At 66.3% G+C, this 22,431-nt stretch carries 21 protein-coding genes; 17 read left to right on the top strand and 4 right to left on the bottom strand.

Annotated features, from left to right (window positions below; genetic code table 11):
* Positions 1 to 3 precede the first annotated feature (3 nt).
* Positions 4 to 858 (bottom strand): endonuclease/exonuclease/phosphatase family protein, encoded by an 855-nt coding sequence (locus tag RS901_RS18535; RefSeq protein WP_316150352.1) that lies wholly within the window; start codon positions 856 to 858, stop codon positions 4 to 6.
* A gap of 227 nt (positions 859 to 1,085) precedes the next feature.
* Here RS901_RS18535 and rlmD point away from each other — a divergent pair, with 227 nt between their 5' ends.
* Complete coding sequence (gene rlmD / locus RS901_RS18530; RefSeq protein WP_410054185.1) at positions 1,086 to 2,414, top strand: 23S rRNA (uracil(1939)-C(5))-methyltransferase RlmD; 1,329 nt, start codon at positions 1,086 to 1,088, stop codon at positions 2,412 to 2,414.
* Between the two features lie 70 nt (positions 2,415 to 2,484).
* On the opposite strand, the gene RS901_RS18525 is transcribed toward rlmD, so the two are convergent.
* Complete coding sequence (locus RS901_RS18525; RefSeq protein WP_114132543.1) at positions 2,485 to 3,189, bottom strand: Bax inhibitor-1/YccA family protein; 705 nt, start codon at positions 3,187 to 3,189, stop codon at positions 2,485 to 2,487.
* A gap of 374 nt (positions 3,190 to 3,563) precedes the next feature.
* Between RS901_RS18525 and ndk the strand changes: the two genes are divergently transcribed.
* The 16 genes from ndk to RS901_RS18445 all read left to right on the top strand — a co-directional run bounded on the left by ndk (position 3,564) and on the right by RS901_RS18445 (position 21,046).
* Positions 3,564 to 3,989 carry a nucleoside-diphosphate kinase gene (ndk, locus tag RS901_RS18520; protein ID WP_316150351.1) on the top strand — a complete coding sequence of 142 codons (426 nt, stop codon included), beginning with the start codon at positions 3,564 to 3,566 and terminating at the stop codon, positions 3,987 to 3,989.
* 53 nt (positions 3,990 to 4,042) lie between these two features.
* Positions 4,043 to 5,197 (top strand): 23S rRNA (adenine(2503)-C(2))-methyltransferase RlmN, encoded by a 1,155-nt coding sequence (gene rlmN / locus RS901_RS18515; protein ID WP_013957222.1) that lies wholly within the window; start codon positions 4,043 to 4,045, stop codon positions 5,195 to 5,197.
* On the top strand, positions 5,194 to 5,973 hold the full coding sequence (gene pilW / locus RS901_RS18510; protein WP_316150350.1) for a type IV pilus biogenesis/stability protein PilW: 780 nt from the start codon (positions 5,194 to 5,196) through the stop codon (positions 5,971 to 5,973). Before rlmN ends, pilW begins: the two co-directional genes overlap by 4 nt.
* Complete coding sequence (locus RS901_RS18505; protein WP_316150349.1) at positions 5,966 to 6,934, top strand: RodZ domain-containing protein; 969 nt, start codon at positions 5,966 to 5,968, stop codon at positions 6,932 to 6,934. The genes pilW and RS901_RS18505 overlap by 8 nt, the downstream gene beginning before the upstream one ends.
* 48 nt (positions 6,935 to 6,982) lie before the next feature.
* Entirely contained in the window at positions 6,983 to 8,275 is a 1,293-nt protein-coding gene (gene ispG, locus RS901_RS18500) for a flavodoxin-dependent (E)-4-hydroxy-3-methylbut-2-enyl-diphosphate synthase (RefSeq protein ID WP_114132548.1), read from the top strand.
* A 39-nt stretch (positions 8,276 to 8,314) separates the two neighbouring features.
* Complete coding sequence (hisS, locus tag RS901_RS18495) at positions 8,315 to 9,685, top strand: histidine--tRNA ligase (protein ID WP_013957218.1); 1,371 nt, start codon at positions 8,315 to 8,317, stop codon at positions 9,683 to 9,685.
* Between the two features lie 69 nt (positions 9,686 to 9,754).
* The gene (locus tag RS901_RS18490; RefSeq protein WP_013957217.1) at positions 9,755 to 10,387 is read left to right on the top strand and encodes a tetratricopeptide repeat protein; all 633 of its coding nucleotides are present in this window, start codon (positions 9,755 to 9,757) and stop codon (positions 10,385 to 10,387) included.
* A gap of 68 nt (positions 10,388 to 10,455) precedes the next feature.
* Positions 10,456 to 11,631 (top strand): outer membrane protein assembly factor BamB, encoded by a 1,176-nt coding sequence (gene bamB, locus RS901_RS18485; RefSeq protein WP_013957216.1) that lies wholly within the window; start codon positions 10,456 to 10,458, stop codon positions 11,629 to 11,631.
* 219 nt (positions 11,632 to 11,850) lie between these two features.
* Positions 11,851 to 13,194: a ribosome biogenesis GTPase Der gene (der, locus tag RS901_RS18480; RefSeq protein WP_035816329.1), complete on the top strand. Its 1,344-nt coding sequence runs from the start codon at positions 11,851 to 11,853 to the stop codon at positions 13,192 to 13,194.
* 211 nt (positions 13,195 to 13,405) lie between these two features.
* Positions 13,406 to 13,645, top strand: a complete 240-nt coding sequence (hfq, locus tag RS901_RS18475; protein ID WP_010809431.1) for an RNA chaperone Hfq — start codon at positions 13,406 to 13,408, stop codon at positions 13,643 to 13,645.
* Between the two features lie 225 nt (positions 13,646 to 13,870).
* The gene (gene hflX / locus RS901_RS18470) at positions 13,871 to 15,133 is read left to right on the top strand and encodes a GTPase HflX (protein ID WP_316150346.1); all 1,263 of its coding nucleotides are present in this window, start codon (positions 13,871 to 13,873) and stop codon (positions 15,131 to 15,133) included.
* Between the two features lie 163 nt (positions 15,134 to 15,296).
* Positions 15,297 to 16,658: an FtsH protease activity modulator HflK gene (gene hflK, locus RS901_RS18465; RefSeq protein WP_316150345.1), complete on the top strand. Its 1,362-nt coding sequence runs from the start codon at positions 15,297 to 15,299 to the stop codon at positions 16,656 to 16,658.
* 10 nt (positions 16,659 to 16,668) lie between these two features.
* Positions 16,669 to 17,577 carry a protease modulator HflC gene (gene hflC / locus RS901_RS18460; protein ID WP_316150344.1) on the top strand — a complete coding sequence of 303 codons (909 nt, stop codon included), beginning with the start codon at positions 16,669 to 16,671 and terminating at the stop codon, positions 17,575 to 17,577.
* 199 nt (positions 17,578 to 17,776) lie between these two features.
* On the top strand, positions 17,777 to 18,928 hold the full coding sequence (locus tag RS901_RS18455) for an ATP phosphoribosyltransferase regulatory subunit (RefSeq protein ID WP_018309238.1): 1,152 nt from the start codon (positions 17,777 to 17,779) through the stop codon (positions 18,926 to 18,928).
* An 85-nt stretch (positions 18,929 to 19,013) separates the two neighbouring features.
* The gene (locus RS901_RS18450; RefSeq protein ID WP_114132552.1) at positions 19,014 to 20,354 is read left to right on the top strand and encodes an adenylosuccinate synthase; all 1,341 of its coding nucleotides are present in this window, start codon (positions 19,014 to 19,016) and stop codon (positions 20,352 to 20,354) included.
* Positions 20,355 to 20,479: 125 nt separating this feature from the next.
* Entirely contained in the window at positions 20,480 to 21,046 is a 567-nt protein-coding gene (locus RS901_RS18445) for a phosphoribosyltransferase (RefSeq protein WP_010809437.1), read from the top strand.
* A 48-nt stretch (positions 21,047 to 21,094) separates the two neighbouring features.
* Here RS901_RS18445 and RS901_RS18440 read toward each other — a convergent pair whose 3' ends face one another.
* Positions 21,095 to 21,706, bottom strand: a complete 612-nt coding sequence (locus RS901_RS18440; protein WP_316150343.1) for an NAD(P)-dependent oxidoreductase — start codon at positions 21,704 to 21,706, stop codon at positions 21,095 to 21,097.
* Between the two features lie 66 nt (positions 21,707 to 21,772).
* A complete protein-coding gene (locus RS901_RS18435; RefSeq protein WP_013957208.1) occupies positions 21,773 to 22,207 on the bottom strand; it encodes an Rrf2 family transcriptional regulator in 435 nt (144 codons plus the stop codon).
* Between the last annotated feature and the right edge of the window lie 224 nt (positions 22,208 to 22,431).

The raw sequence follows: 22,431 nt of genomic DNA, 5'->3' as shown, positions 1-22,431 counted from the left end.
GATTCACAGATCCAGCGACAGCAGGATCGGCTGGTGGTCCGAGTCGGCCGTATAGGCATCGACCTCGCAGCGCCGGATACGCCCGGCGAGATTCTCCGTCACGAACATGAAATCGCAGGCGAACGGCGCCTCCGGCCATTGCTCCTTGTCGTACAGGGCGCAGGTCGGTGCATGCGGTTGGCCTGGGTGCGTGTGCAGCCAGGCATCGCGCCAAGGCGGCGTGGCATCGTCAAAGGGCTCGAGCACGCGGCGGTAGGCGATATCGTCGGGTTTGCTGTTGAAGTCGCCGCACAGGACGGCCTCGGCCGGGCGCGGCTCGGGCGTGAACGGGCCCGGCCATTTCTCGCTGCGGCCCGGGCGGCGCGCATGGTCGCAGGCTTCGGCGTGCCAGGTGCGCAAGGCTTCGGCCTGCGCGGCGCGCTGGTGTGATGAGTAGTACTCTAGGTGCGTGCAGATCACGCGCAGCGGCCGGGTGCCGACTTCGACCGTGGCTTCCAGTGCCACGCGCGGCATCGAGGCGACCTGCGGGTCCGCCGGCCAGGGCAGGGCGTGGCGGAAGACTTCGCGCACCGGCAGGCGCGTGGCGATCAGGTTGCCGAACTGCTTGCGCCCTCCAGCGGCGGTGCGCCGGTCGACACCTGGCGCGTAAAGCAGGTGGTAGCCGGGCAGCAGGGCGGTCAACTCCGCCACCTGGTCTTCACCCGGGCTGCCGCGCAGTTCGCCGAACCCGCGCGTGACCTCCTGCAGGCAGATGACGTCGGCGTCGGCAATGCCGCGCAGGGTGTCGACCTGGCGGCCCAGGTCGACATGTCCGTCGGCGCCTCGGCCCCACTGGATATTCCAGGAAATCAGTTCCATTTGCTGTCTCCGTCGCATCGTCAGGCTGCTGCCACCGGTGCGGGCCCGGTCTGGCATACAATCCCGCTTTCGCAAAACAATACGTCAGGTTTCGTCTGGTGTCCCAAGCCGTGTCCTCCCCACAAGAAACGCCGGCAGCCCCGGCCGCTGTTGCCGATCAAGGTGCTGCTTCCGCCGCAAAAGAGTCCCGTGTCCGCGCCGACGCTGGCGCCCCCGCGGCCGATCCCGTGGTGTCGATCGATAGCCTCGACATGGAGGCCCGCGGCGTCGGCCGCCTGGTGAACGAGGACGGCACGCCCGGCAAGGTGATCTTCGTCGAGGGCGCGCTGCCCGGCGAGACCGTCAGCTATCGCAGCTTTCGCCGCAAGCCCAGCTATGAGCAGGCCCATCTGGTCGAGGTCCGGCAGGAATCGGTGATGCGCGTGAAGCCCGGCTGCCAGCATTTTGGGGTCTGCGGCGGGTGCTCGATGCAGCATCTGGATTCCCGCGCCCAGCTGGCGATCAAGCAGCGCGTGCTGGAAGATAACCTGTGGCACCTGTCCAAGGTGAAGCCCGACGTTGTGTTCCGCCCGATCGCCGGGCCGGACTGGGGCTATCGCTACCGCGCGCGCCTGACCGTGCGCCACGTTGCCAAGAAGGGCGGGGTGCTGGTCGGCTTCCACGAGCGCAAGAGCAGCTATGTGGCCGACATGACCCGTTGCGAGATCCTGCCGCCGCATGTGTCGGCCATGCTGGTGCCGCTGCGCGAACTGGTCGGCGGCCTGTCGATCCGCGACCGCATGCCGCAGATCGAGCTGGCCGTGGGGCAGGAAGTCACCGCGCTGGTGCTGCGCATCCTGGAGCCGCTGACCGATGCCGACAAGGACCTGCTGCGCGCCTTCGCCGACCAGCACAAGGTGCAATTCTGGCTGCAGCCCAAGGGCCCGGATACGGTCTACCCGTTCTACCCGGCCGATGCCGAGCTGGCCTATACGCTGCCGGAATTCGGTATCCGCATGCCGTTCAAGCCGACTGACTTCACCCAGGTGAACCACCAGATCAACCGCGTGCTGATCGGCCGCGCGCTGCGTTTGCTGGACGCGCAGCCGCAGGACCGCCTGCTCGACCTGTTCTGCGGCATCGGCAACTTCACGCTGCCGCTGGCCACGCAGGGCAAGTCGGTGATGGGCATCGAAGGCAGCGAAACGCTGACCACGCGTGCGCTGGCCAACGCCGAATACAACGGGCTGGCGGCCAGGACCGAGTTTGCATGCCGCAACCTGTTTGAAGTCACGGCCGAGGACATTGCCGCGCTGGGCCGCTTCGACCGCTGGCTGGTCGATCCGCCGCGCGAAGGCGCGCTGGCCGTGTGCAAGGCGCTGGGCGAGCTGGCGCAGCAGGGCAGCGACGCGCTGCCGCAGCGCATCGTCTACGTCTCGTGCAGCCCCGCCACGCTGGCGCGCGACGCCGGCCTGCTGGTGCACGAGGCGGGCTACCGCCTCGCCGGCGCGGGCGTGGTCAACATGTTCCCGCATACCTCGCACGTGGAGTCGATTGCGGTGTTCGATCGCAGCTGATTGCGCGGGATGCACCAAAAGAAAAACCGGCCATCAGGCCGGTTTTTTCATGGGGCAGGGGAGGTTGCCGTCAGTCGCGGCTGCCGCCGAAGATGCCCAGCAGCGCCAGCAGGTTGACGAAGACGTTGTACACGTCCAGGTAGATCGCCAGCGTGGCGGTGATGTAGTTGGTTTCGCCGCCGTTCACCACGCGCTGCACATCGAACAGGATGTACGCCGAGAAGATACCGATGGCGATCACCGACACCGTGATCATCAGCGAAGGCAGTTGCAGCCAGATATTTGCGACGCTGGCCAGGATCAGCAGGATCACGCCGACGAACAGGAATTTGCCGAGGCCGGAGAAATCACGCTTGCTGACCGTGGCGATGGTGGCCATCGTGCCGAACACCGCCGCCGTGCCGCCGAAGGCATACATGATCAGCGCCGGCCCGTTCGAGAACTGCAGCGTCGCGCCGATCAGACGCGACAGCATCAGGCCCATGAAGAAGGTGAAGGCCAGCAGCAGGACCACGCCCATGCTGCTGTTCTTGGTCTTCTCGATGCCGTAGAAGAACCCGAACGCGATGCCCAGGAACAGGATCAGCGACAGGCCGGGGCTGCCCGCCATGAAGCTGAAGCCGGTGGCCACGCCGATCCACGCGCCGAGCACGGTGGGGATCATCGAGAGGGCCAGCAGCCAGTAAGTGTTGCGCAAGACCCGGTTGCGAACGACGACGTCAGTGACGGTCGACGCACTGTTGCCGAAACCGTAGGTGTTCAGCTTGTTATCCATGGTGACTCCTGTCTCAAAACGGTGAGGCGCCGGGGCTGCGAGGCTTCGGATGCGAAGATTCGTATGGAACCCGGACGGAACCATCGTCAATGTGGCACCTGGGGGGCTGAATTGCAAGGGCGGGGTAACCCAGGAGTCACCTCGCACATGCTTTGCGCCCGTTCGGTGCCGCTCACATTGGATGTTAGCCGGGGCGGCGTGTTCCTGGCATGACAAGGTTGTAATGTGCTCTTTGATCTACTTGGTGCCGGGTTGTGCGGCAAGGGTGGCCCGACACACGCCAGAGCAGGGAAGACCCTCGAAAGGGTCATAGTCTTCGTGCTAGAATCGCACGTTTAATCCATTTGTAACCCCTTCATTTTTCGGAGTTTTTCATGGCGATCGAACGCACCCTGTCGATTATCAAGCCGGATGCCGTGGCCAAGAACGTCATTGGCCAGATCTACGCCCGTTTCGAGGCCGCCGGCCTGAAGATCGTTGCTGCCAAGATGGTGCACCTGTCGCGCGGCGAAGCCGAGCAGTTCTACGCTGTCCACAAGGAGCGTCCGTTCTTCAAGGACCTGGTGGACTTCATGATTTCCGGCCCGGTCATTATCCAGGCCCTGGAAGGCGAGAACGCCATCGCCAAGCACCGCGACCTGATGGGCGCCACCGACCCGAAGAAGGCCGAGAAGGGCACCATCCGTGCCGATTTCGCCGACAGCATCGACGCCAACGCCGTGCACGGCTCGGACGCTGCTGAAACGGCTGCCGTGGAAGTGGCATTCTTCTTCCCGGGCATGAACGTCTACGGCCGCTGATTGTCCGGCGCTGCTGCCAGGACTAGACTGACACCGAAGCTGAGTTTGCCGTCATGAACGCTCTCGTCAACCTGCTCGACCTCGACGCGGACGCGCTCACCGCTTATTGCGGCGAGCTCGGCGAGAAGCCGTTCCGTGCGCGGCAACTGCAACGCTGGATCCACCACTACGGTGCCAGCCGTTTCGACGCCATGTCGGATCTCGCCAAGTCGCTGCGCGAAAAGCTCGCGACGCGGGCCGAGATCCGCGCGCCTGCCGCCATCACCGACAACCTGTCGGCCGACGGCACGCGCAAGTGGCTGCTCGACGTGGGCCAGGGCAACGCGGTGGAAACAGTCTACATCCCCGAGGAAACGCGTGGCACGCTGTGCGTTTCCTCGCAGGCGGGATGCGCCGTCAACTGCCGGTTCTGTTCCACCGGCAAGCAAGGCTTTTCGCGCAACCTCAGCACCGGTGAAATCATCGGCCAGCTGTGGATGGCGGAGTTCGCCATGCGCGAACAACTGGGCCGCGGCCCCAAGGACGACCGCGTCATCTCCAACGTGGTGATGATGGGCATGGGCGAGCCGCTGCTGAACTACGACGCCGTCGTGCCGGCCATGCGCCTGATGCTCGACGACAACGCCTACGGCCTGTCGCGCCGCCGCGTGACGCTGTCCACCTCGGGCGTGGTGCCGATGATGGACCGGCTGTCGAAGGATCTCCCGGTGGCTCTCGCCGTGTCGCTGCACGCGTCCAACGACGCCCTGCGCGACGTGCTGGTGCCGCTGAACAAGAAGTACCCGCTGGCCGAACTGATGGCGGCATGCCGCCGCTACCTGGAATTCGCGCCGCGCGATTTCATTACTTTCGAATACTGCATGCTGGATGGCGTCAACGACGGCGTCGAGCATGCGCGGGAACTGCTGAAGCTTGTGGCCGACGTGCCGTGCAAGTTCAACCTGATCCCGTTCAATCCGTTCCCCGAATCGGGCCTGAAGCGTTCCAACAACGATCAGATCCGGCGCTTTGCGCAGGTGCTGATGGATGCAGGCATCGTGACCACCATCCGCAAGACCCGCGGCGACGATATCGACGCCGCCTGCGGCCAGCTGGCCGGGGAAGTGAAGGACCGCACGCGCCTGGCCGAGCGCGGCAAGTTCGGCAAGATCACGCCACTGGTGCCGGTCACTGCTTCCGGCCAGCCTCGGGAGGTTCGCCCTGCATGATCCGTCTGATCGCTGCGGCCCTGCTGGGGCTGCTGATGTTGTCCGGCTGCCAGCTGCCGCATGCGCCGGCGCAGGATCCCCAGACCGCTTCCGACCAGACCGATGCAAGGCGCCGCGCCGGCATCCGGCTGCAGCTGGCCACCAACTATCTGGAGGCCGGCCAGAACGCGGTCGCCCTTGACGAGATCAAGCAGGCCATTGCCATCGATCCGGCGCTCGCCGACGCCTACCATGTGCGCGCGCTGATCTACATGAACATGAATGAGCGGACGCTGGCCGACGACAGCTTCCGCACGGCGGTGTCGATGCGTGCCAACGACGGCGACCTGCTCAACAACTACGGCTGGTTCCTGTGCCAGGAAGGGCGCTACGGCGAGGCCGTGCCGATGCTGCAGCGCGCGATGTCGGCGCCGTCCGCAGGCGGCCCCGCCAAGCCGCTGATCAGCCTGGGTGCGTGCGAGCTGCGCCAGGGCCACAGCGCCGAAGCGGAAAAGAACCTGAAGGCCGCGCTCGGCCATGACCGCAACAACCCGGTGGCCAACACCAACCTCGCGCTGGTCTTCTACCGGCGCGGCGACTTCGCGCAGGCCCGGCAGTATGTCCAGCGCGTCAACAGCAGCCAATTTGTCAATGCGCAATCCCTCTGGCTGGGAGCGCGCATTGCCCACCGTCAGGGCGACAGCCGCACGCAGGATGCGCTCGGGGCGCAACTGCGCAGCCGCTTCCCCGACTCGCGTGAGTTGACCGCCTACGAACAAGGAGCATGGGATGAGTGAGCACGACCGCGCCGCAGGCCAGGCCGTACCGACGCAACAAGTCGGCGGGGGCGCGCACGAAGGAGAACGCGAAGCTGCCGCGCGCGAGATCGGCGCAGCGCTGGCGCGCGAGCGCGAGGCGCAGCGGATGTCGGTGGAAGACGTCAGCGCGCGGCTGAAGGTGGCTGCAGGCAAGCTGCGTGCGATCGAGGCCGGCGACCTGCAGGCACTGCCCGACGTGACCTTCGCAAAGGGCGTGATGCGTGCCTATGCCCGCATGCTGCATGTCGACATCGACCCGCTGCTGGCATGCTTCCAGCCGCGCCCGGTGGCGCAGGTGGCGGAAATTGCCCGGCAGCGCGAGGGCGGCATCAATGCGGCCTTCGACGACCGCAACCGCTTCCGCTCGGGCAGCAGCGGCGGCCGCTGGGTCTGGCTGGCGCTGGTGGCCGTGTTGGTGGCCGCGGGCGGCTGGTTCGGGCTTGACCATATCCGCGCATGGATCGAAGCGCGCAGCAGCGCGGCCGAGACCGTAGCGGCTGAAGCGCCTGCCGTGATCCAGAGCACGGAAGCCGGCACCGTGACGGCGGCGCTGCCGCCGGTCATGGCCGCCAGCGATTCGCCGGCGCCGTCTGCCGAAACCGCTTCGGCCAGTGCTGCGGCAGCCCCCGCGGCCGCGGTGTTGCCCGCCGCCGCCGCTTCCGCGCCTGCTGCTGCCACGGCACCGGCTGCGCCAGCAGGCGAGGGCGAACTGCAGATCCGCTTTGCCGCCGATACCTGGTATGAGATCCGGGACAATAGCGGCAAGATCGTCATGGGCGGTACCGCCAAGGCTGGCCAGACCATGGCCGGTGGCGGCACGGCCCCGTACAAGGTGGTGATCGGCAACGTCAAGGGCGTCGAGTCGCTGACGCGCAATGGCACGCCGGTCGACCTGAAGGTAGCCAACCGCAACAACGTGGCGCGCCTGACGCTGCCCTGACGCGGGCGCGAGGTGCGGCAAGATGCGTCTTTGCAAGGTGGTAACGCTATGAACCAACAGCTCTGTCTCCCGGTCCTGCCCGGTCCGCTGCCGCGCCGCCAGACGCGCCAGGCGCGCGTCGCGTGGGGCGACAATGTCGTGACCATTGGCGGCGGTGCGCCGGTGCGCGTGCAGTCGATGACCAACACGGATACGGTCGATGCCATCGGCACGGCCATCCAGGTCAAGGAACTGGCGCGCGCGGGTTCGGAAATCGTGCGCATCACGGTGAACACGCCCGAGGCGGCCGCCGCGGTGCCGTCGATCCGCGAGCAGCTCGACCGCATGGGCGTGGATGTGCCGCTGGTGGGCGACTTCCACTACAACGGCCACAAGCTGCTGCAGGACTATCCGGCCTGTGCCGAGGCGCTGTCCAAGTACCGGATCAACCCCGGCAATGTCGGCCAGGGCGCCAAGCGCGACACGCAGTTCGCGCAGATGATCGAGATGGCGTGCCGCTACCACAAGCCGGTGCGCATCGGCGTGAACTGGGGCAGCCTGGACCAGGACCTGCTGGCACGGATCATGGACGAAAACGCCGGGCGCGCCGAGCCGTGGCCGGCGCAGAGCGTGATGATCGAGGCGCTGATCACCTCGGCCATCGATTCGGCGAAGAAGGCCGAGGAAATCGGTCTGCCGGGCGACCAGATCATCCTGTCGTGCAAGGTGTCGCAGGTGCAGGAACTGGTCGCGGTCTACCGCGAGCTGGCACGCCGCTGCGACTACGCGCTGCACCTCGGGCTGACCGAGGCCGGCATGGGCAGCAAGGGCATCGTGGCCTCGACCGCGGCGCTGTCGGTGCTGCTGCAGGAAGGCATCGGCGACACCATCCGCATCTCGCTGACGCCTGAACCCGGCGCGCCGCGCGAGAAAGAGGTGTACGTGGGGCAGGAAATCCTGCAGACCATGGGCCTGCGCAACTTCACCCCGATGGTGATTGCGTGCCCGGGCTGCGGGCGTACCACCAGCACGGTGTTCCAGGAGCTGGCGGCCAGCATCCAGACCTACCTGCGCGAGCAGATGCCGCACTGGAAGACCGCCTACCCGGGCGTCGAGGAAATGGATGTGGCCGTGATGGGCTGCATCGTCAACGGCCCGGGCGAGAGCAAGCACGCCAATATCGGCATCTCGCTGCCGGGCTCGGGTGAATCGCCGGCGGCGCCGGTGTTCGTCGACGGCGTCAAGGTGAAGACGCTGCGCGGCGAGCGCATAGCGGAAGAGTTCCAGGCGATCGTAGATGAATACGTTCGCACGCATTACGGCCCGGGCGCTGCGCGGACCGACAAAGAAGTGGCAGCCTGAGCCGGACCGGCCGGGTGCCAGCAGCCTGACTAGAACAGAATGACGCAATCCGAGAACGTGGCCGCCGAAGGCGGTGCCAAGACCGAACCGAAGGTGCGCCCCGCCAAGGCCCTGCAGGGCGTGAAGGGCATGAACGACATGCTGCCGGCGGACGCGCCGCTGTGGGAGCATTTCGAGAATGCCGCACGCGCCATGCTGCGCGCCTACGGCTATCAGCAGATCCGCACGCCGATCGTCGAGCACACGCAGCTGTTCGTGCGCGGCATCGGCGAGGTCACCGACATCGTCGAGAAGGAGATGTACTCCTTCACCGATTCGCTCAACGGCGAGCAGCTCACGCTGCGCCCGGAAGGCACCGCCGCTGCCGTGCGCGCCACCATCGAGCACAACCTGCTGTACGACGGCCCCAAGCGCCTGTGGTACACCGGCCCGATGTTCCGCCACGAGCGCCCGCAGCGCGGCCGCTACCGCCAGTTCCACCAGCTCGGCGCCGAGGCGCTGGGCTTTGCCGGCCCGGACGTGGATGCGGAAATCATCCTGATGTGCCAGCGCCTGTGGGACGACCTGGGCCTGGTAGGCGTGCGCCTGGAGCTCAATTCGCTGGGGCAGGCCCATGAACGCGCCGCGCACCGCGAACAGCTGATCAAGTACCTGGAAGGCTTCCAGGACATCCTGGACGACGACAGCAAGCGCCGCCTGTACACCAACCCGCTGCGCGTGCTCGACACCAAGAACCCGGCGCTGCAGGAGATGGCGGCCAACGCGCCCAAGCTGATCGACTTCCTGGGCGAAGAGTCGCTGGCGCACTTCGAGGGCGTGCAGCGCCTGCTCAAGGCCAACAACATCCCGTTCAAGATCAACCCGCGCCTGGTGCGTGGCCTGGACTACTACAACCTGACGGTGTTCGAGTGGATCACCGACAAGCTGGGCGCCCAAGGCACCATCGCCGGCGGCGGGCGCTATGACCCGCTGATCGCGCAGATGGGTGGGAAGTCCGCGCCCGCGTGCGGCTGGGCCATGGGCATCGAGCGCATCATCGAGCTGATCCGCGAAGAGGGCGTGGTGCCCGACGCGGCGGGCTGCGACGTCTACCTGGTGCACCAGGGCGAAGCCGCCGCGCAGCAGGCGATGATCGCCGCGGAACGGCTGCGCGACGCGGGCCTGGACGTGGTGCTGCATGCCAGCCCCGACGGCAAGGGCGGCAGCTTCAAGTCGCAGATGAAGCGCGCTGACACAAGCGGCGCGGCCTATGCCGTTATCATTGGCGAGGACGAAGTGGCCGCCGGTGTGGTCCAGGTCAAGGAACTTCGCCAGCGCGAGCAGGCCGAAGGCGGTGGGCAACAGGCCACCGTGCCGGCCGAAGGCCTGGTCGATTACCTGATCGACGCCATGGTCGGCGCCAGCGAATAAATCGCACGCTGGCCAGCCGGAACACCCCAGTACACGAGTATCCAACCCAACGCAGGTGATTGCCTCGACATGGCTTACGATCTAGAAGAACAGGAACAGCTTGAGAATCTGAAGGCCTGGTGGCGCCAGTACGGCAATGCGCTGACCTGGGTGCTGATCGTCGCGCTGCTGGCGTTTGCCGGCTGGAACGGCTGGAAGTACTGGGAACGCAGGCAGGCCGGCGAGGCCGCGGTGCTGTACGAGCAGGTGCTCAAGGCCGCCGAGGCGCGCGACATCGAGCGCATCAAGCGCGCCGCGACCGACCTGGAAGACAAGTACGGCCGCACCGCCTATGGCCAGATGAGCGCGCTGGTAGCAAGCCGCGTGCTGTACGATGCGGGCGACCTGGCCGCGGCCAAGAGCCAGCTGCAGTGGGCCATCGACCACGGCGACGAAGCCTACTCGCACCTGGCGCGCGTGCGCCTGGCCGGCGTGCTGCTCGACGAGAAGGCCTACGACAAGGGCCTGGCGCTGCTCAAGGATGAACCGCCGGCAGCGTTCGTGGCGCTGTATGCCGACCGCCGCGGCGACCTGCTGGCCGCGCAGGACAAGCGTGACGATGCGCGCACGGCCTATCGCAAGGCGCTGGACAAGCTGGGCCAGGACGAGCCGGCGATGCGCCAGATTATCCAGTTCAAGCTCGATGCGCTGGGCACGGCCTGATCCGGCCGCTCCCGAACGCGTGCAAACACCGCATATCCAGCGGATCGTATAAACAGGACCGTAACCCTATGACGTCAGTGCTTTCCCGTGCCGTACATCGCCAGCCCGCCCGCGCCATGACCCGTGCGCTGGTGGCGGTTGCCTGCCTGGCCACACTGGGCGGCTGCTCGCTGTTCAGCAAGGAAAACAAGCACCCGCCCGCCGAGCTCAAGCCGGTCTCGGGCACGCTGTCGGTGCGCCAGGCCTGGAAGGCCGACGTGGGCAAGAGCGGCCCCTATTCGATGCAGCCGGCCGCGGCGGGCAACAACGTCTACGTGTCGTCCAACAACGGCAACGTGATGGCGCTGGAAGGCGCCAGCGGGCGCGTGCTGTGGAAGGCCAAGGCCGACCTGGACCTGACCTCGGGCCCGGGCAGCGATGGCTCGGTGACGGCGGTCGCCGGCGAGAAGGGCGCCATCTATGCCTTTGACGCCAGCGGCAAGCAGATCTGGAAGAAGCAGGTCAACGGCGAGGTGCTGTCAGCGCCGCTGGTCGGCAATGGGCTGGTGGTGGTGCGCACCACCGATACGCGCGTATTTGGCCTGGATGCCGAGACCGGCGAGCGCCGCTGGATCTACCAGCGTTCGCAGACGCCGCTGAACCTGCGTGCGTCGATGGGGATGGTGTTTGCCGGCGACGGCATCGTGATGGGTTTCCCCGGTGGCAAGCTGGGCGTGCTGACGCCGGGCAACGGCGTGTTGCGCTGGGAGAGCGCGGTCTCGTACCCGAAGGGCGTGTCGGAGATCGAGCGCCTGAACGACGTCACCGGCCTGCCGATGGTGAGCGGGCGCCAGGTATGCGCCACCACCTTCCAGGGCCGGGTGGCCTGCCTGGAGCTGGCCAGCGGCCAGCCGCAGTGGGGCAAGGATTTTTCGTCACCGAGCGGCCCGGCGCAAGATGACAATGCGATTTACGCCAGCGACGAGCAGTCGGTCGTGCATGCGTTCGACCGCCAGAACGGCAACGAGCGCTGGAAGAACAACGACCTGCGCAACCGCCGCCTGGGCGCGCCGCTGGCCTTGGGCCGCTCGGTGGTAATGGGCGACTTTGAAGGTTATGTACACTTCCTGTCGCGCGAAGACGGCCAGGTCATCGCACGCATGAAGACCGATGGCAGTGCCATCACCGCCGCGCCCGTGATGGCGGGGCAGACCATGGTAATCCAGACCCGCGACGGCGACGTCTACGGTTTCCAGCCTGGCTGACAGGTATCCAATGCGCGCGGCCGTACACCTGTCGGTACGTCCAGCGCCGAATCCGGTAGCATGATCCTTAGCGCGGCAATTGCAGCGGGTCCGTTGACCCGGCGCCGCGCCCGACAGGACAAGCGGCAGACCGCGCCCAGGTGGCGCGGCGTGCCGTCGGATCCATTGACTCCGGAGTTACCGGGGGGCGGCGTGCCGGCCCCCGTTTCCGTTTATTGCATGAAACCAGTTATCGCATTAGTCGGCCGCCCCAATGTAGGCAAGTCGACGCTATTCAACCGCATGACCCGATCGCGCGACGCCCTTGTCGCCGACCTGCCGGGCCTGACGCGCGACCGCCATTACGGGGAAGGGCGCATCGGCGAACGTCCGTTCATCGCCATCGATACCGGCGGCTTCGAGCCGGTGGTCAAGGAAGGCATCGTCGCCGAGATGGCCAAGCAGACCAAGCAGGCCGTGGTCGAGGCCGACGTGGTGATCTTCATCGTCGACGGCCGCCTGGGCCTGGCGCCGCAGGACCGCGCCATTGCCGACTACCTGCGCAAGACCGGCCGGCGCATCATGCTGGCGGTCAACAAGGCCGAGGGCATGAAGTACACCTCGGTGGCGGCCGATTTCTATGAGCTGGGCATGGGTGATCCGTACGCGATCTCCGCTGCCCACGGCGATGGCGTGAGCGAACTGGTCGACGAGGCCATCGAGCTCGCGGTCCAGGAGCGCCCCGAGCTGGCCGAGGAGATTTCGGACGAAGGCAAGGGCGTCAAGATTGCCATCGTCGGGCGCCCCAATGTGGGGAAATCCACGCTGGTCAACACGCTGATCGGTGAAGAGCGCGTGATCGCATTCGACATGCCAGGCACCACCCGGGATGCCATCTACGTGGAGTTCGAGCGCGGCGGCAAGCCCTACACGCTGATCGACACGGCGGGCTTGCGCCGGCGCGGCAAGGTGTTCGAGGCGATCGAGAAGTTCTCGGTGGTCAAGACGCTGCAGTCGATCGCCGATGCCAACGTGGTGATCCTGCTGCTCGATGCGCAACAGGATATTTCCGAGCAGGACGCGCATATCGCCGGCTTTATCGTGGAGTCGGGCCGCGCGCTGGTGGTGGGCGTCAATAAATGGGATGGGCTCGACGGCCATACCCGCGACCGCATCAAGCACGACCTGGAACGCAAGCTGCAATTCCTGAGCTTCGCGAATTTCCATTTTGTCTCGGCGCGCGAGCGTACCGGCATTGGCGCGCTGATGCGTTCGGTCGATGATGCGTTCGCCGCGGCGATGGTCAAGCTGCCGACGCCGCAGCTCACGCGTGTACTGCAGGAAGCGGTGGAATTCCAGCAGCCCAAGCGGGTCGGCGCATCGCGGCCCAAGCTGCGCTACGCGCACCAGGGCGGCTCGAATCCGCCCATTATCGTGATCCACGGCAATGCGCTGTCGGGCGTTGCGGAAACCTACCGGCGCTACCTGGAAAATCGTTTCCGTACGGCATTCAAGCTCAAGGGCACCCCTCTTCGCATCGAATTTCGTACGAACAAAAATCCGTACGCGGACTCGAAGGATTGAGTCCGGAATCGGATCCCTGGCGGGGCAAGTTTTCGTTTGCGTTCGTTTGGAACTGCGGCTAAATTTGCGGTAGCAGGGGGTTCCCTGTGCATTGACGCCGACTTGGTACCGTTTTTGATCTTTTTTCTGGCGCGTTTTTGCGCCGACTGACTTGAACCGGGGATTTCCATCCCCATCATTCATCACTAAACCTATAAATTTGGAGTGTGCCATGAGCAACAAAGGGCAACTGCTACAAGACCCGTTCCTGAACGCGCTGCGCAAAGAGCACGTGCCGGTTTCCATCTACCTCGTCAATGGCATCAAGCTGCAAGGCAATATCGAATCGTTCGACCAGTATGTCGTCCTGCTGCGCAACACCGTGACGCAGATGGTCTACAAGCATGCGATTTCCACTGTCGTTCCTGCGCGCGCGGTCAATTTCCGCGTGGATGACGCCGCCGAGGCCTGATCTCCTTGCGGGCATCGTGCGGGCGCCCTGCGGCGCCGCACTGATGCCCGGCGCCGGAGCGCCATCGCGCCCGGTGCCGCGCGGCCCGGCGGTTGCCTACGCAGCCGCCGCTGCCGCCACGTTCCGCATTATGCGGCGGCCTGTCCCGGCAGGGGCCAGGACAGTGTCCGACATTCGCCCGCCTTCCCCCTGAACCCGTTTTTCCCTGCGCTTTCGCGCCCTCCCTTGGACCCCAGAGCCACTTCCAATACCGCCCCTTCGCGCGCCATCCTTGTCGGCGTCGACTTCGGCAAGCATGATTTCCAGGAAAGCCTCAGCGAACTGGCGCTGCTGACCTCTACCGCCGGCTCGCTGCCGGTGCATACGCTGACGGGCCGCCGCTCGCGGCCGGATCCGGCGCTGTTCATCGGCTCGGGCAAGGCCGAGGAACTGAAGGAGGCCGCCGACGCGCTGGATGCCGACGTGGTCGTGTTCAACCACGCCCTGAGCCCGGCGCAGCAGCGCAACCTGGAACGCTTCCTGAACCGCCACGTGATCGACCGCACCGGCCTGATCCTGGACATCTTCGGTCAGCGCGCGCAGAGCCACGTCGGCAAGGTGCAGGTGGAGCTGGCGCAGGTCCAGTACCGCGCGTCGCGGCTGGTCCGGGCGTGGAGCCATCTGGAGCGGCAGAAGGGCGGCATCGGCATGCGCGGGGGCCCTGGCGAGCGCCAGCTCGAGTTGGACCGGCGCATGCTGGACGAGCGCGCCAAGCGGCTCAAGTCGGATCTGTCGCGGCTGCAGCGCCAGCACAGCACGCAGCGGCGCGCCCGCGCGCGCAATGACACGCTCAGCATTTCGCTGGTGGGCTATACCAACGCGGGCAAGTCGACGCTGTTCAATGCGCTGACCAAGGCTGGCGCCTATGCGGCCGACCAGCTGTTCGCCACGCTCGACACCACCTCGCGCCGGCTGTTCCTGGATGGCCTGGGCAATGTGGTGCTGTCCGACACGGTCGGCTTTATCCGCGACCTGCCCACGCAACTGGTGGCGGCGTTCCGCGCCACGCTCGACGAGACCGTGCATGCCGACCTGCTGCTGCATGTGGTGGATGCATCGAGCCCGGTGCGCCACGAGCAGATCGAGCAGGTCAATCGCGTGCTGGCGGAAATCAACGCGCTGGACATCCCGCAGATCGTGGTGATGAACAAGATCGATGCCGCGCCCGAGCTATTGGAGCAGGGCCCGCGCCTGGAGCGCGACGAGGACGGTATCCCCACCCGCGTGTTCCTGAGCGCGCGCGAGGGGATGGGCCTGGATGCGCTGCGCGAGGCCGTGGTCGAGGTGGCGCAATGGCTGGCCAGCCGCCCGCCCGAGCCGCAACCCTATGATCCGCGCCTGGCCGGCGTGCCGCATTACGACGATGCCGGCAATGATGACGGTGCCGATGATGGCGGCGTGGCTGACGGCAGCGACGACCCCGACGCGGGGGATCCGGGCAGGCTTTAACCCGTTCATTCGCGGTCAGTTCGCCGCCAGTTCGCCGCCAATCCTCCGGAGCTTATGCACAATTCCGGTGCGATTGCCGCCGGGATTGCGCGAATTGGCCAAAAGTGGCTCGGATGACTGCTAGAATCCCCCTGTTACAAACTTCCCCGGACCCGTGCACTTCATGCCCCAGTTTCCCCGGAATGCTGATTCGAGCCTGACACCAGGTGGCCGCTTCGCGCTGCGCGCGGGCTGGCAGCGCCTGCGCGCCATCTTCTCGCTGAACGATCCGCGCTGGGGTCGCGACGGTCAGGACGACGACGACAACAAGAAGGACGGTCGCGACGACAACCGCCAGCAGAACCAGCGTCCGCAGCAGGACGGCGGCCCGCCCGACCTGGACGAGCTGTGGCGCGACTTCAATCGCCGCCTGAACGGCCTGCTCGGCCGCAAGGACAACGGCGGCGGCAACCAGGGCTTTGGCGGCCCGCGCACGCCGGGCAAGGGCTCGGGCGTGGGCGCTGGCGTGATCGTGGCAGCGGTGGTCGGCATCTGGCTGGCCAGCGGCTTCTTCATGGTGCAGGAAGGCCAGACCGCGGTGATCCTGCAGTTCGGCAAGTTCAAGTACGCCACCGGCCCCGGCATCAACTGGCGCATGCCCTGGCCGGTCCAGTCGGCCGAGGTCGTCAACCTGTCGGCCGTGCGTTCGGTCGAGGTGGGTCGCTCCACCTCGATCAAGGACAGCAACCTGAAAGACTCGTCGATGCTGACGCAGGACGAGAACATCATCGACGTGCGCTTTACCGTGCAGTACGTGATCCAGGACGCCAGCGAATTCCTGTTCTTCAACAAGACCGACCGCGGTGGCGATGAAGAGCTGGTGACGCAGGCCGCCGAGACCTCGGTGCGCGAGATCGTCGGCCGCAACAAGATGGACGCGGTGCTGTACGAGAGCCGCGAACAGATCGCGCAGCAACTGGCCAAGTCGATCCAGGCCATCCTGACCGCGTACAAGACCGGCATCCGCGTGCTGTCCGTGAACGTGCAGAGCGTGCAGCCACCCGAGCAGGTGCAGGCCGCGTTCGACGACGTCAACAAGGCCAGCCAGGATCGCGAGCGCGCGATCAGCGAAGGCCAGGCCTACGCCAATGACATCCTCCCGCGCGCCAAGGGTACCGCGGCGCGCCTGAAGGAAGAGTCCGAAGCCTACCGCTCCCGCGTGGTGGCGCAGGCCGAGGGCGATGCCTCGCGCTTCCGTTCGGTGCAGACCGAATACGCCAAGGCGCCGCAGGTGACGCGCGACCGCATCTATCTGGAAACCATGCAGCAGATCTACAGCAATTCGACCAAGGTGCTGGTGGACGCGCGCCAGGGCAACAATCTCCTCTACCTGCCGCTGGACAAGCTGATGGCGCAGGCCGATGGCCGCGCCGCGCCGCAACCGGGCCAGCCGGGTGCCGCGAGCACGCCGGCACCCGCGCCGGATGCATCGACGGACATCCGTTCGCGCGAATCGCTGCGCAACCGCGATCGCGACTCGCGCTGAGGAGACCGTCATGAACCGACTGATTTCCTTCGCGATTGGCTTTTTCATCCTGCTGGCCGTGGTCTCGTCCATGCTGTTCGTGGTCGACCAGCGCCAGTACGCCGTGGTGTTTGCCTTCGGCGAGATCAAGCAGGTGGTGCGCGAGCCCGGCCTGCACTTTAAGCTGCCGCCGCCGTTCCAGAACGTGGTGTTCATGGACCGCCGCCTGCAGACCATCGACGGGGCCGCCAGCGAGCGTTTCCTGACCGCCGAGAAGAAGAGCATGGTGGTGGACTGGTTCGTCAAATGGCGCATCACCGATCCGCGCAAGTTCTTTGTCGCCTTCGGCGGCAACGTGCGCGGCGCGCAGGACCGCATGACCCAACGCATCGACTCGGTGGCGCGCGAGGAGTTCGGCAAGCGCACCGTGGCCGACGTGGTTGCCGGCGAGCGCGAGCAGGTGATGCAGGCCATCCGCAACGGCATGAGCGAATACGCCAAGTCGGTGGGCGTGGAGATCCTGGACGTGCGCCTCAAGCGCGTTGACCTGCTGCCCGCGATCAGCGAATCGGTGTACCGCCGCATGGAGGCCGAGCGCAAGCGCGTGGCCAACGAGCTGCGCTCCACCGGCGCCGCCGAGGGCGAGAAGATCCGCGCCGATGCCGACCGCCAGCGTGAAGTGGTGCTGGCCGAGGCCTATCGCGACGCCCAGGTGATCAAGGGCCAGGGGGATGCCAAGGCCTCGCAGATCTATGCCGACGCGTTTGGCCGCGATCCGCAGTTCGCGCAGTTCTGGCGCAGCATGGAGGCTTACCGCAACACCTTCCGCGACAAGCGCGACGTGCTGGTGCTTGAGCCCAACTCCGAGTTCTTCCGCTACATGCGTTCCAGCGGCGGTGCCGCCGCGGTCGCCTCGGGCGGATCCGGGGGCAAGCGCTAGCACCGTCGCTTGTCCGTGTGGCGAATTGACGAAACCCCGGCTTGCCGGGGTTTTGTCCGGCTGGAGCCATCCTCGCTGAGTGATGGCGCGGGCGCGCGGCGCCTGCAATGAAGTTCCTGGTCAGGCACGGGCGCCTTGGGGGCATTGCCTCGAGGCAAACCGAATGACAGAGACGAGATTGACTGAGAAGAGATTCACTATGTCCAACCATTGGCTGCTGCCAGAAAACATTGCCGACGTGCTGCCGTCGGAAGCGCGCAAGATCGAAGAACTGCGCCGCCGCATGCTGGACCTGTTCCGCACCTACGGCTATGAGATGGTGATGCCGCCGATGCTGGAATACCTGGAGTCGCTGCTGACCGGCACCGGCCATGACCTGGACCTGCGCACGCTCAAGCTGGTGGACCAGCTGTCGGGCCGCACCATGGGCCTGCGTGCCGATATCACGCCGCAGGTCGCGCGCATCGACGCGCACCTGCTGAACCGCCCGGGCGTGACTCGCCTGTGCTACGCGGGCAACGTGCTGCATGCGCGCCCGGCAGGTTTCCACGCCACGCGCGAGCCGATCCAGATCGGCGCCGAGATCTATGGCCATGCCGGCCTGGAGGCCGACGTCGAAATCCAGGACCTGATGCTGGCCGCGCTGCAGGCGGCGGGGCTGTCGGATGTCCGCATCGACCTGTGCCATGCCGGCATCCTGGAAGCGCTGCTGGCGGGCCTGCCGTCGATCCGCAAGATCGAGGACGCGCTCTTTGCCGCGCTGGAAACCAAGGATGTGCCGGCCCTGCGCGAGCTGACCGCAGGCATGCCGCAGACCGAGCGCGATGCGCTGCTGGCGCTGCCGACGCTGTACGGCGGCGTGGACGTGATCGAGCGCGCCCGCGCGACGCTGCCGGCCAGCCCGGCCATCGGCCGCGCGCTGGATGAGCTGGCGGCACTGGCGGTGCAGGTGCGCGGTGCGAGCGTGAATATCGACCTGTCGGATTTGCGCGGTTACCACTATCACAGTGGCGTGATGTTCGCGGCCTATGTTGCCGGCCTGCCCAATTATGTGGCGCGTGGCGGCCGTTACGACAAGGTGGGCGAAGCCTTCGGCCGTGCGCGCCCGGCCACGGGTTTCTCGCTGGACCTGCGTGAAGTGGCGGCGCTGTCGCCCGTGGAAGTGCGCGCCCAGGCGATTTTTGCGCCCTGGGATGCGGATCCGGCACTCCGCGCCGCCATTTCCGCGCTGCGTGCGGCCGGCGAGATCGTGATCCAGTCGCTGCCTGGCCATACCCACGAGCTCGATGAATTCAACTGCGACCGGCAACTGGTGCGCCAGGACGCCGGCTGGGCCGTGGTGCCGCGCTGACGCTTGGGCGCCGGGCGAGCCCAAAAATCGAGAATCGCCCGGCAACAAGAGTAGAATACGTTTTTAACCTATTGACCAAAGCAATATGTCCGCATCCGCAGTAGGCCAGGGACGCAATGTCGTCGTGATCGGCACCCAATGGGGTGACGAAGGCAAAGGAAAAATCGTCGATTGGCTTACCGACCAGGCAAAGGGCGTGGTGCGGTTCCAGGGTGGCCACAACGCTGGCCACACGCTGATCATCGGTGGCAAGAAGACCATTCTCCGTCTGATCCCGTCCGGGATCATGCGTGACGGCACGGTCTGCTACATCGGCAACGGTGTGGTGCTGTCGCCCGAAGCTTTGTTCCGTGAAATCGAAGAACTCGAAGGCGCCGGCCTGCAGGTGCAGAACCGCCTGCGCATTTCCGAGGCCGCCACGCTGATCCTGCCGTACCACGTTGCCATCGACAAGGCGCGCGAAGCCCGCCGTGGCGCCGCCAAGATTGGCACCACCGGCCGCGGCATCGGCCCGGCCTATGAAGACAAGGTGGCCCGCCGCGCGCTGCGCGTGCAGGACCTGTTCGATCCGCAGCAGTTCGCCGAACGCCTGCGCGAGAACCTGGACTACCACAACTTCATGCTGACCCAGTACCTGGGTGCCGAAGCCGTGGACTTCCAGCAGACCCTGGACGAAGCGCTGGCCTATGCGCCGCGCCTGGCGCCGATGGTCGCCGACGTGTCGGCCGAGCTGTACGCGGTCAATGCCGCCGGCGGCAACCTGATGTTCGAAGGCGCGCAAGGCACGCTGCTGGACGTGGACCACGGCACCTATCCGTTCGTGACCTCGAGCAACTGCGTGGCCGGTGCGGCCGCAGCGGGTGCGGGCGTCGGCCCGGGCCGCCTGAACTACATCCTGGGTATCACCAAGGCCTACTGCACGCGCGTGGGCGCGGGCCCGTTCCCGAGCGAGCTGTACGACAACGACAACCCGTCGCGCCAGGACCCGGTCGGCGTGCGCCTGGCCAACGTCGGCAAGGAATTCGGTTCGGTCACCGGCCGTCCGCGCCGCACCGGCTGGCTGGACGCCGCCGCGCTCAAGCGCTCGGTGCAGATCAACGGCGTGTCCGGCCTGTGCATGACCAAGCTGGACGTGCTCGATGGCCTGGAAACCATCAAGCTGTGCGTGGGCTACGAGCTCGACGGCAAGACCGTCGACATCCTGCCGCGCGGCTCTGATGCCGTGGCGCGTTGCGTGCCGGTCTACGAGGAATTCCCCGGCTGGAACGAGTCGACCTTCGGCGTGAAGACGTGGGACGCGCTGCCCGAGCAGGCCCGCGTCTACCTGAAGCGCGTGGAAGAAGTGGTCGGCATTCCGATCGACATGATCTCGACCGGCCCGGACCGCGACGAGACCATCCTGCTGCGTCATCCGTACAAGGCCTGACCCGGCAGCAGCACACCACAAGGCAGCGGCGCCACGAGCGCTGCGGCCCGCCAGAAATAAATCGGCCCGCGCAAGCGGGCCGAGCCATATCGGTCAATCGACCCGACGATGCAAAGAGTAAAACGATGAACCTGCCAACGAACGATGACGAGAACCTGTGGGTCTCCTGGGACGAATACCATCGTCTGATCGCACGCCTGTCGCTGAACGTGCATGAGTCGGGCTGGAAGTTCGACAAGATCCTGTGCCTGGCGCGCGGCGGGCTGCGCGTGGGCGACCAGATGTCGCGCATCTTCGACGTGCCGCTGGCCATCCTGGCCACTAGCAGCTACCGCGAGGCCGCGGGCACGCAGCAGGGCAACCTGGACATCGCGCAGTACATCACCATGACCCGCGGCGAGCTGACGGGCAGGGTGCTGCTGGTCGACGACCTGGTGGATTCGGGCATCACGCTGGAGCGCGTGGGCCGCCACCTGAAGGAGCGCTATCCGGCCGTGACCGAGGTGCGTTCGGCCGTGCTGTGGTACAAAGCGTGCTCGAAGGTCGAGCCGGACTACCACGTGACCTTCCTGCCGTCGAACCCCTGGATCCACCAGCCGTTCGAAGAGTACGACACGCTGCGCCCGCACAACCTGGCCGCCTGGCTCAAGCGCGGCAAGCGTGCCAGCCAGGACGACGGCGCGCAGGCCTGATGCGCTTGCGCCGGGGCCTGCCGCTACCGGCGGGCCCCGGCGGCCGGCTTAATAGCCGACCGTGAAACGCTGGCGCGAATGCGCCGGCTTTTCGATCTCATCGAGCATCGCGATGGCATAGTCTTCCATCGAGATCCAGCTCTTGCCTGCTGCGTCGCTCAGCAGGGTTTCCTCGCCAACACGGAACTTGCCGGTGCGCTCGCCCGGCTCGAACAGTGCCGACGGCGACAGGAAGGTCCAGTCGATCTGTTGTTCGCCACGCAGCGCGTTGAGGAAGTCGCGGCCTGCGAGGGCTTCGGGCTTGTAGGCAACGGGGAAGGTCGGGGTGTCGACCAACTGCACCCCGGGCGCGACATAGAGGCTGCCGGCACCACCCACCACCAGCAGGCGCGGCACGCCGGCCTGGCGCACGGCCGAGGTCACCTGCTGCGCGTTCAGTTGCGCAAAGCGCGCGCTGCTGATGACCACGTCGTTACCTGCCAGCGCCGCGGCCAGTGCGGCGCTGTCGGTTGCGTCCACGTCCGTGGTGGTCACGCCGTCGCGTGCGGGCAGTTTGCTGGCGTGGCGCGCAATGGCGGTCACCTGCTGGCCGCGGCGCAGGGCTTCGTCGGTGAGGCGCGTGCCAACGCGGCCGGTGGCGCCGATGATTGCGATCTTCATGGTCACTCCTTCTTTCGGTCAGGTTGATATGAAACCATCGTGGTTACACATCGGGGCAAAAAAAATTCAGCGCTTGCGGCGCTGGTTGCTGCCTTCGACATCGGCGAGCATGCTGGCGATGGTGATGCCCGCAAGGGTATCGTCCATGGCCGCCTGCGCACGGTCCGCGACCTTGCGCAGCGCACCGGTGATCTCGCGCCCGACCGGGCAGGCCGGATTGGGCGCGCTCTGGTGCAGCGTGATCAGCGCGGTGGTTTCCACCACGCGGAACACGTCGAGCAGCGTGATTGACGCGGCCGGGCGTGCCAGCGTGGCGCCGCCGGTGCTGCCCATGGTGGTCGCCACCAGCCCGGCTTCAGCCAGTTGGCCGACCAGCCGCCGGATCAGGGCCGGGTTGGTGCCCACGCTGCCGGCGATCAGCGACGACGGCACCGGCTCGGCCGAACTGGCGAGCAAGGTCAGGATGTGGACTGCCACGGCGAACCGGCTGCTTGTGCTCAACGCTTGTGCTCAGGATGTCAGGTGCAATGTGAAACCATGATAGTTACATATTGTCGGGCATGTCAAGCACGGGCAGGGTACAAAGTGGCCCGAGTACCGGGAGGGAAGGAGGTGATACGCCGATGTGGCAGCCAATGGGCGGTGGAATGCCGGAATCGCCACTGAAGCTGTTACACTCCTCGACATTGCCGTACCGTTGTGGTTCGGCTGCCGCGCGGGGTACG

The organism is Cupriavidus sp. BIC8F (genome assembly GCF_032465815.1).
In the GTDB taxonomy this organism is placed as follows: Bacteria; Pseudomonadota; Gammaproteobacteria; order Burkholderiales; family Burkholderiaceae; genus Cupriavidus; species Cupriavidus necator.
The sequence above is the reverse complement of the archived record's forward strand: the minus strand, read 5'-3'. Positions and strand labels throughout refer to the sequence as shown.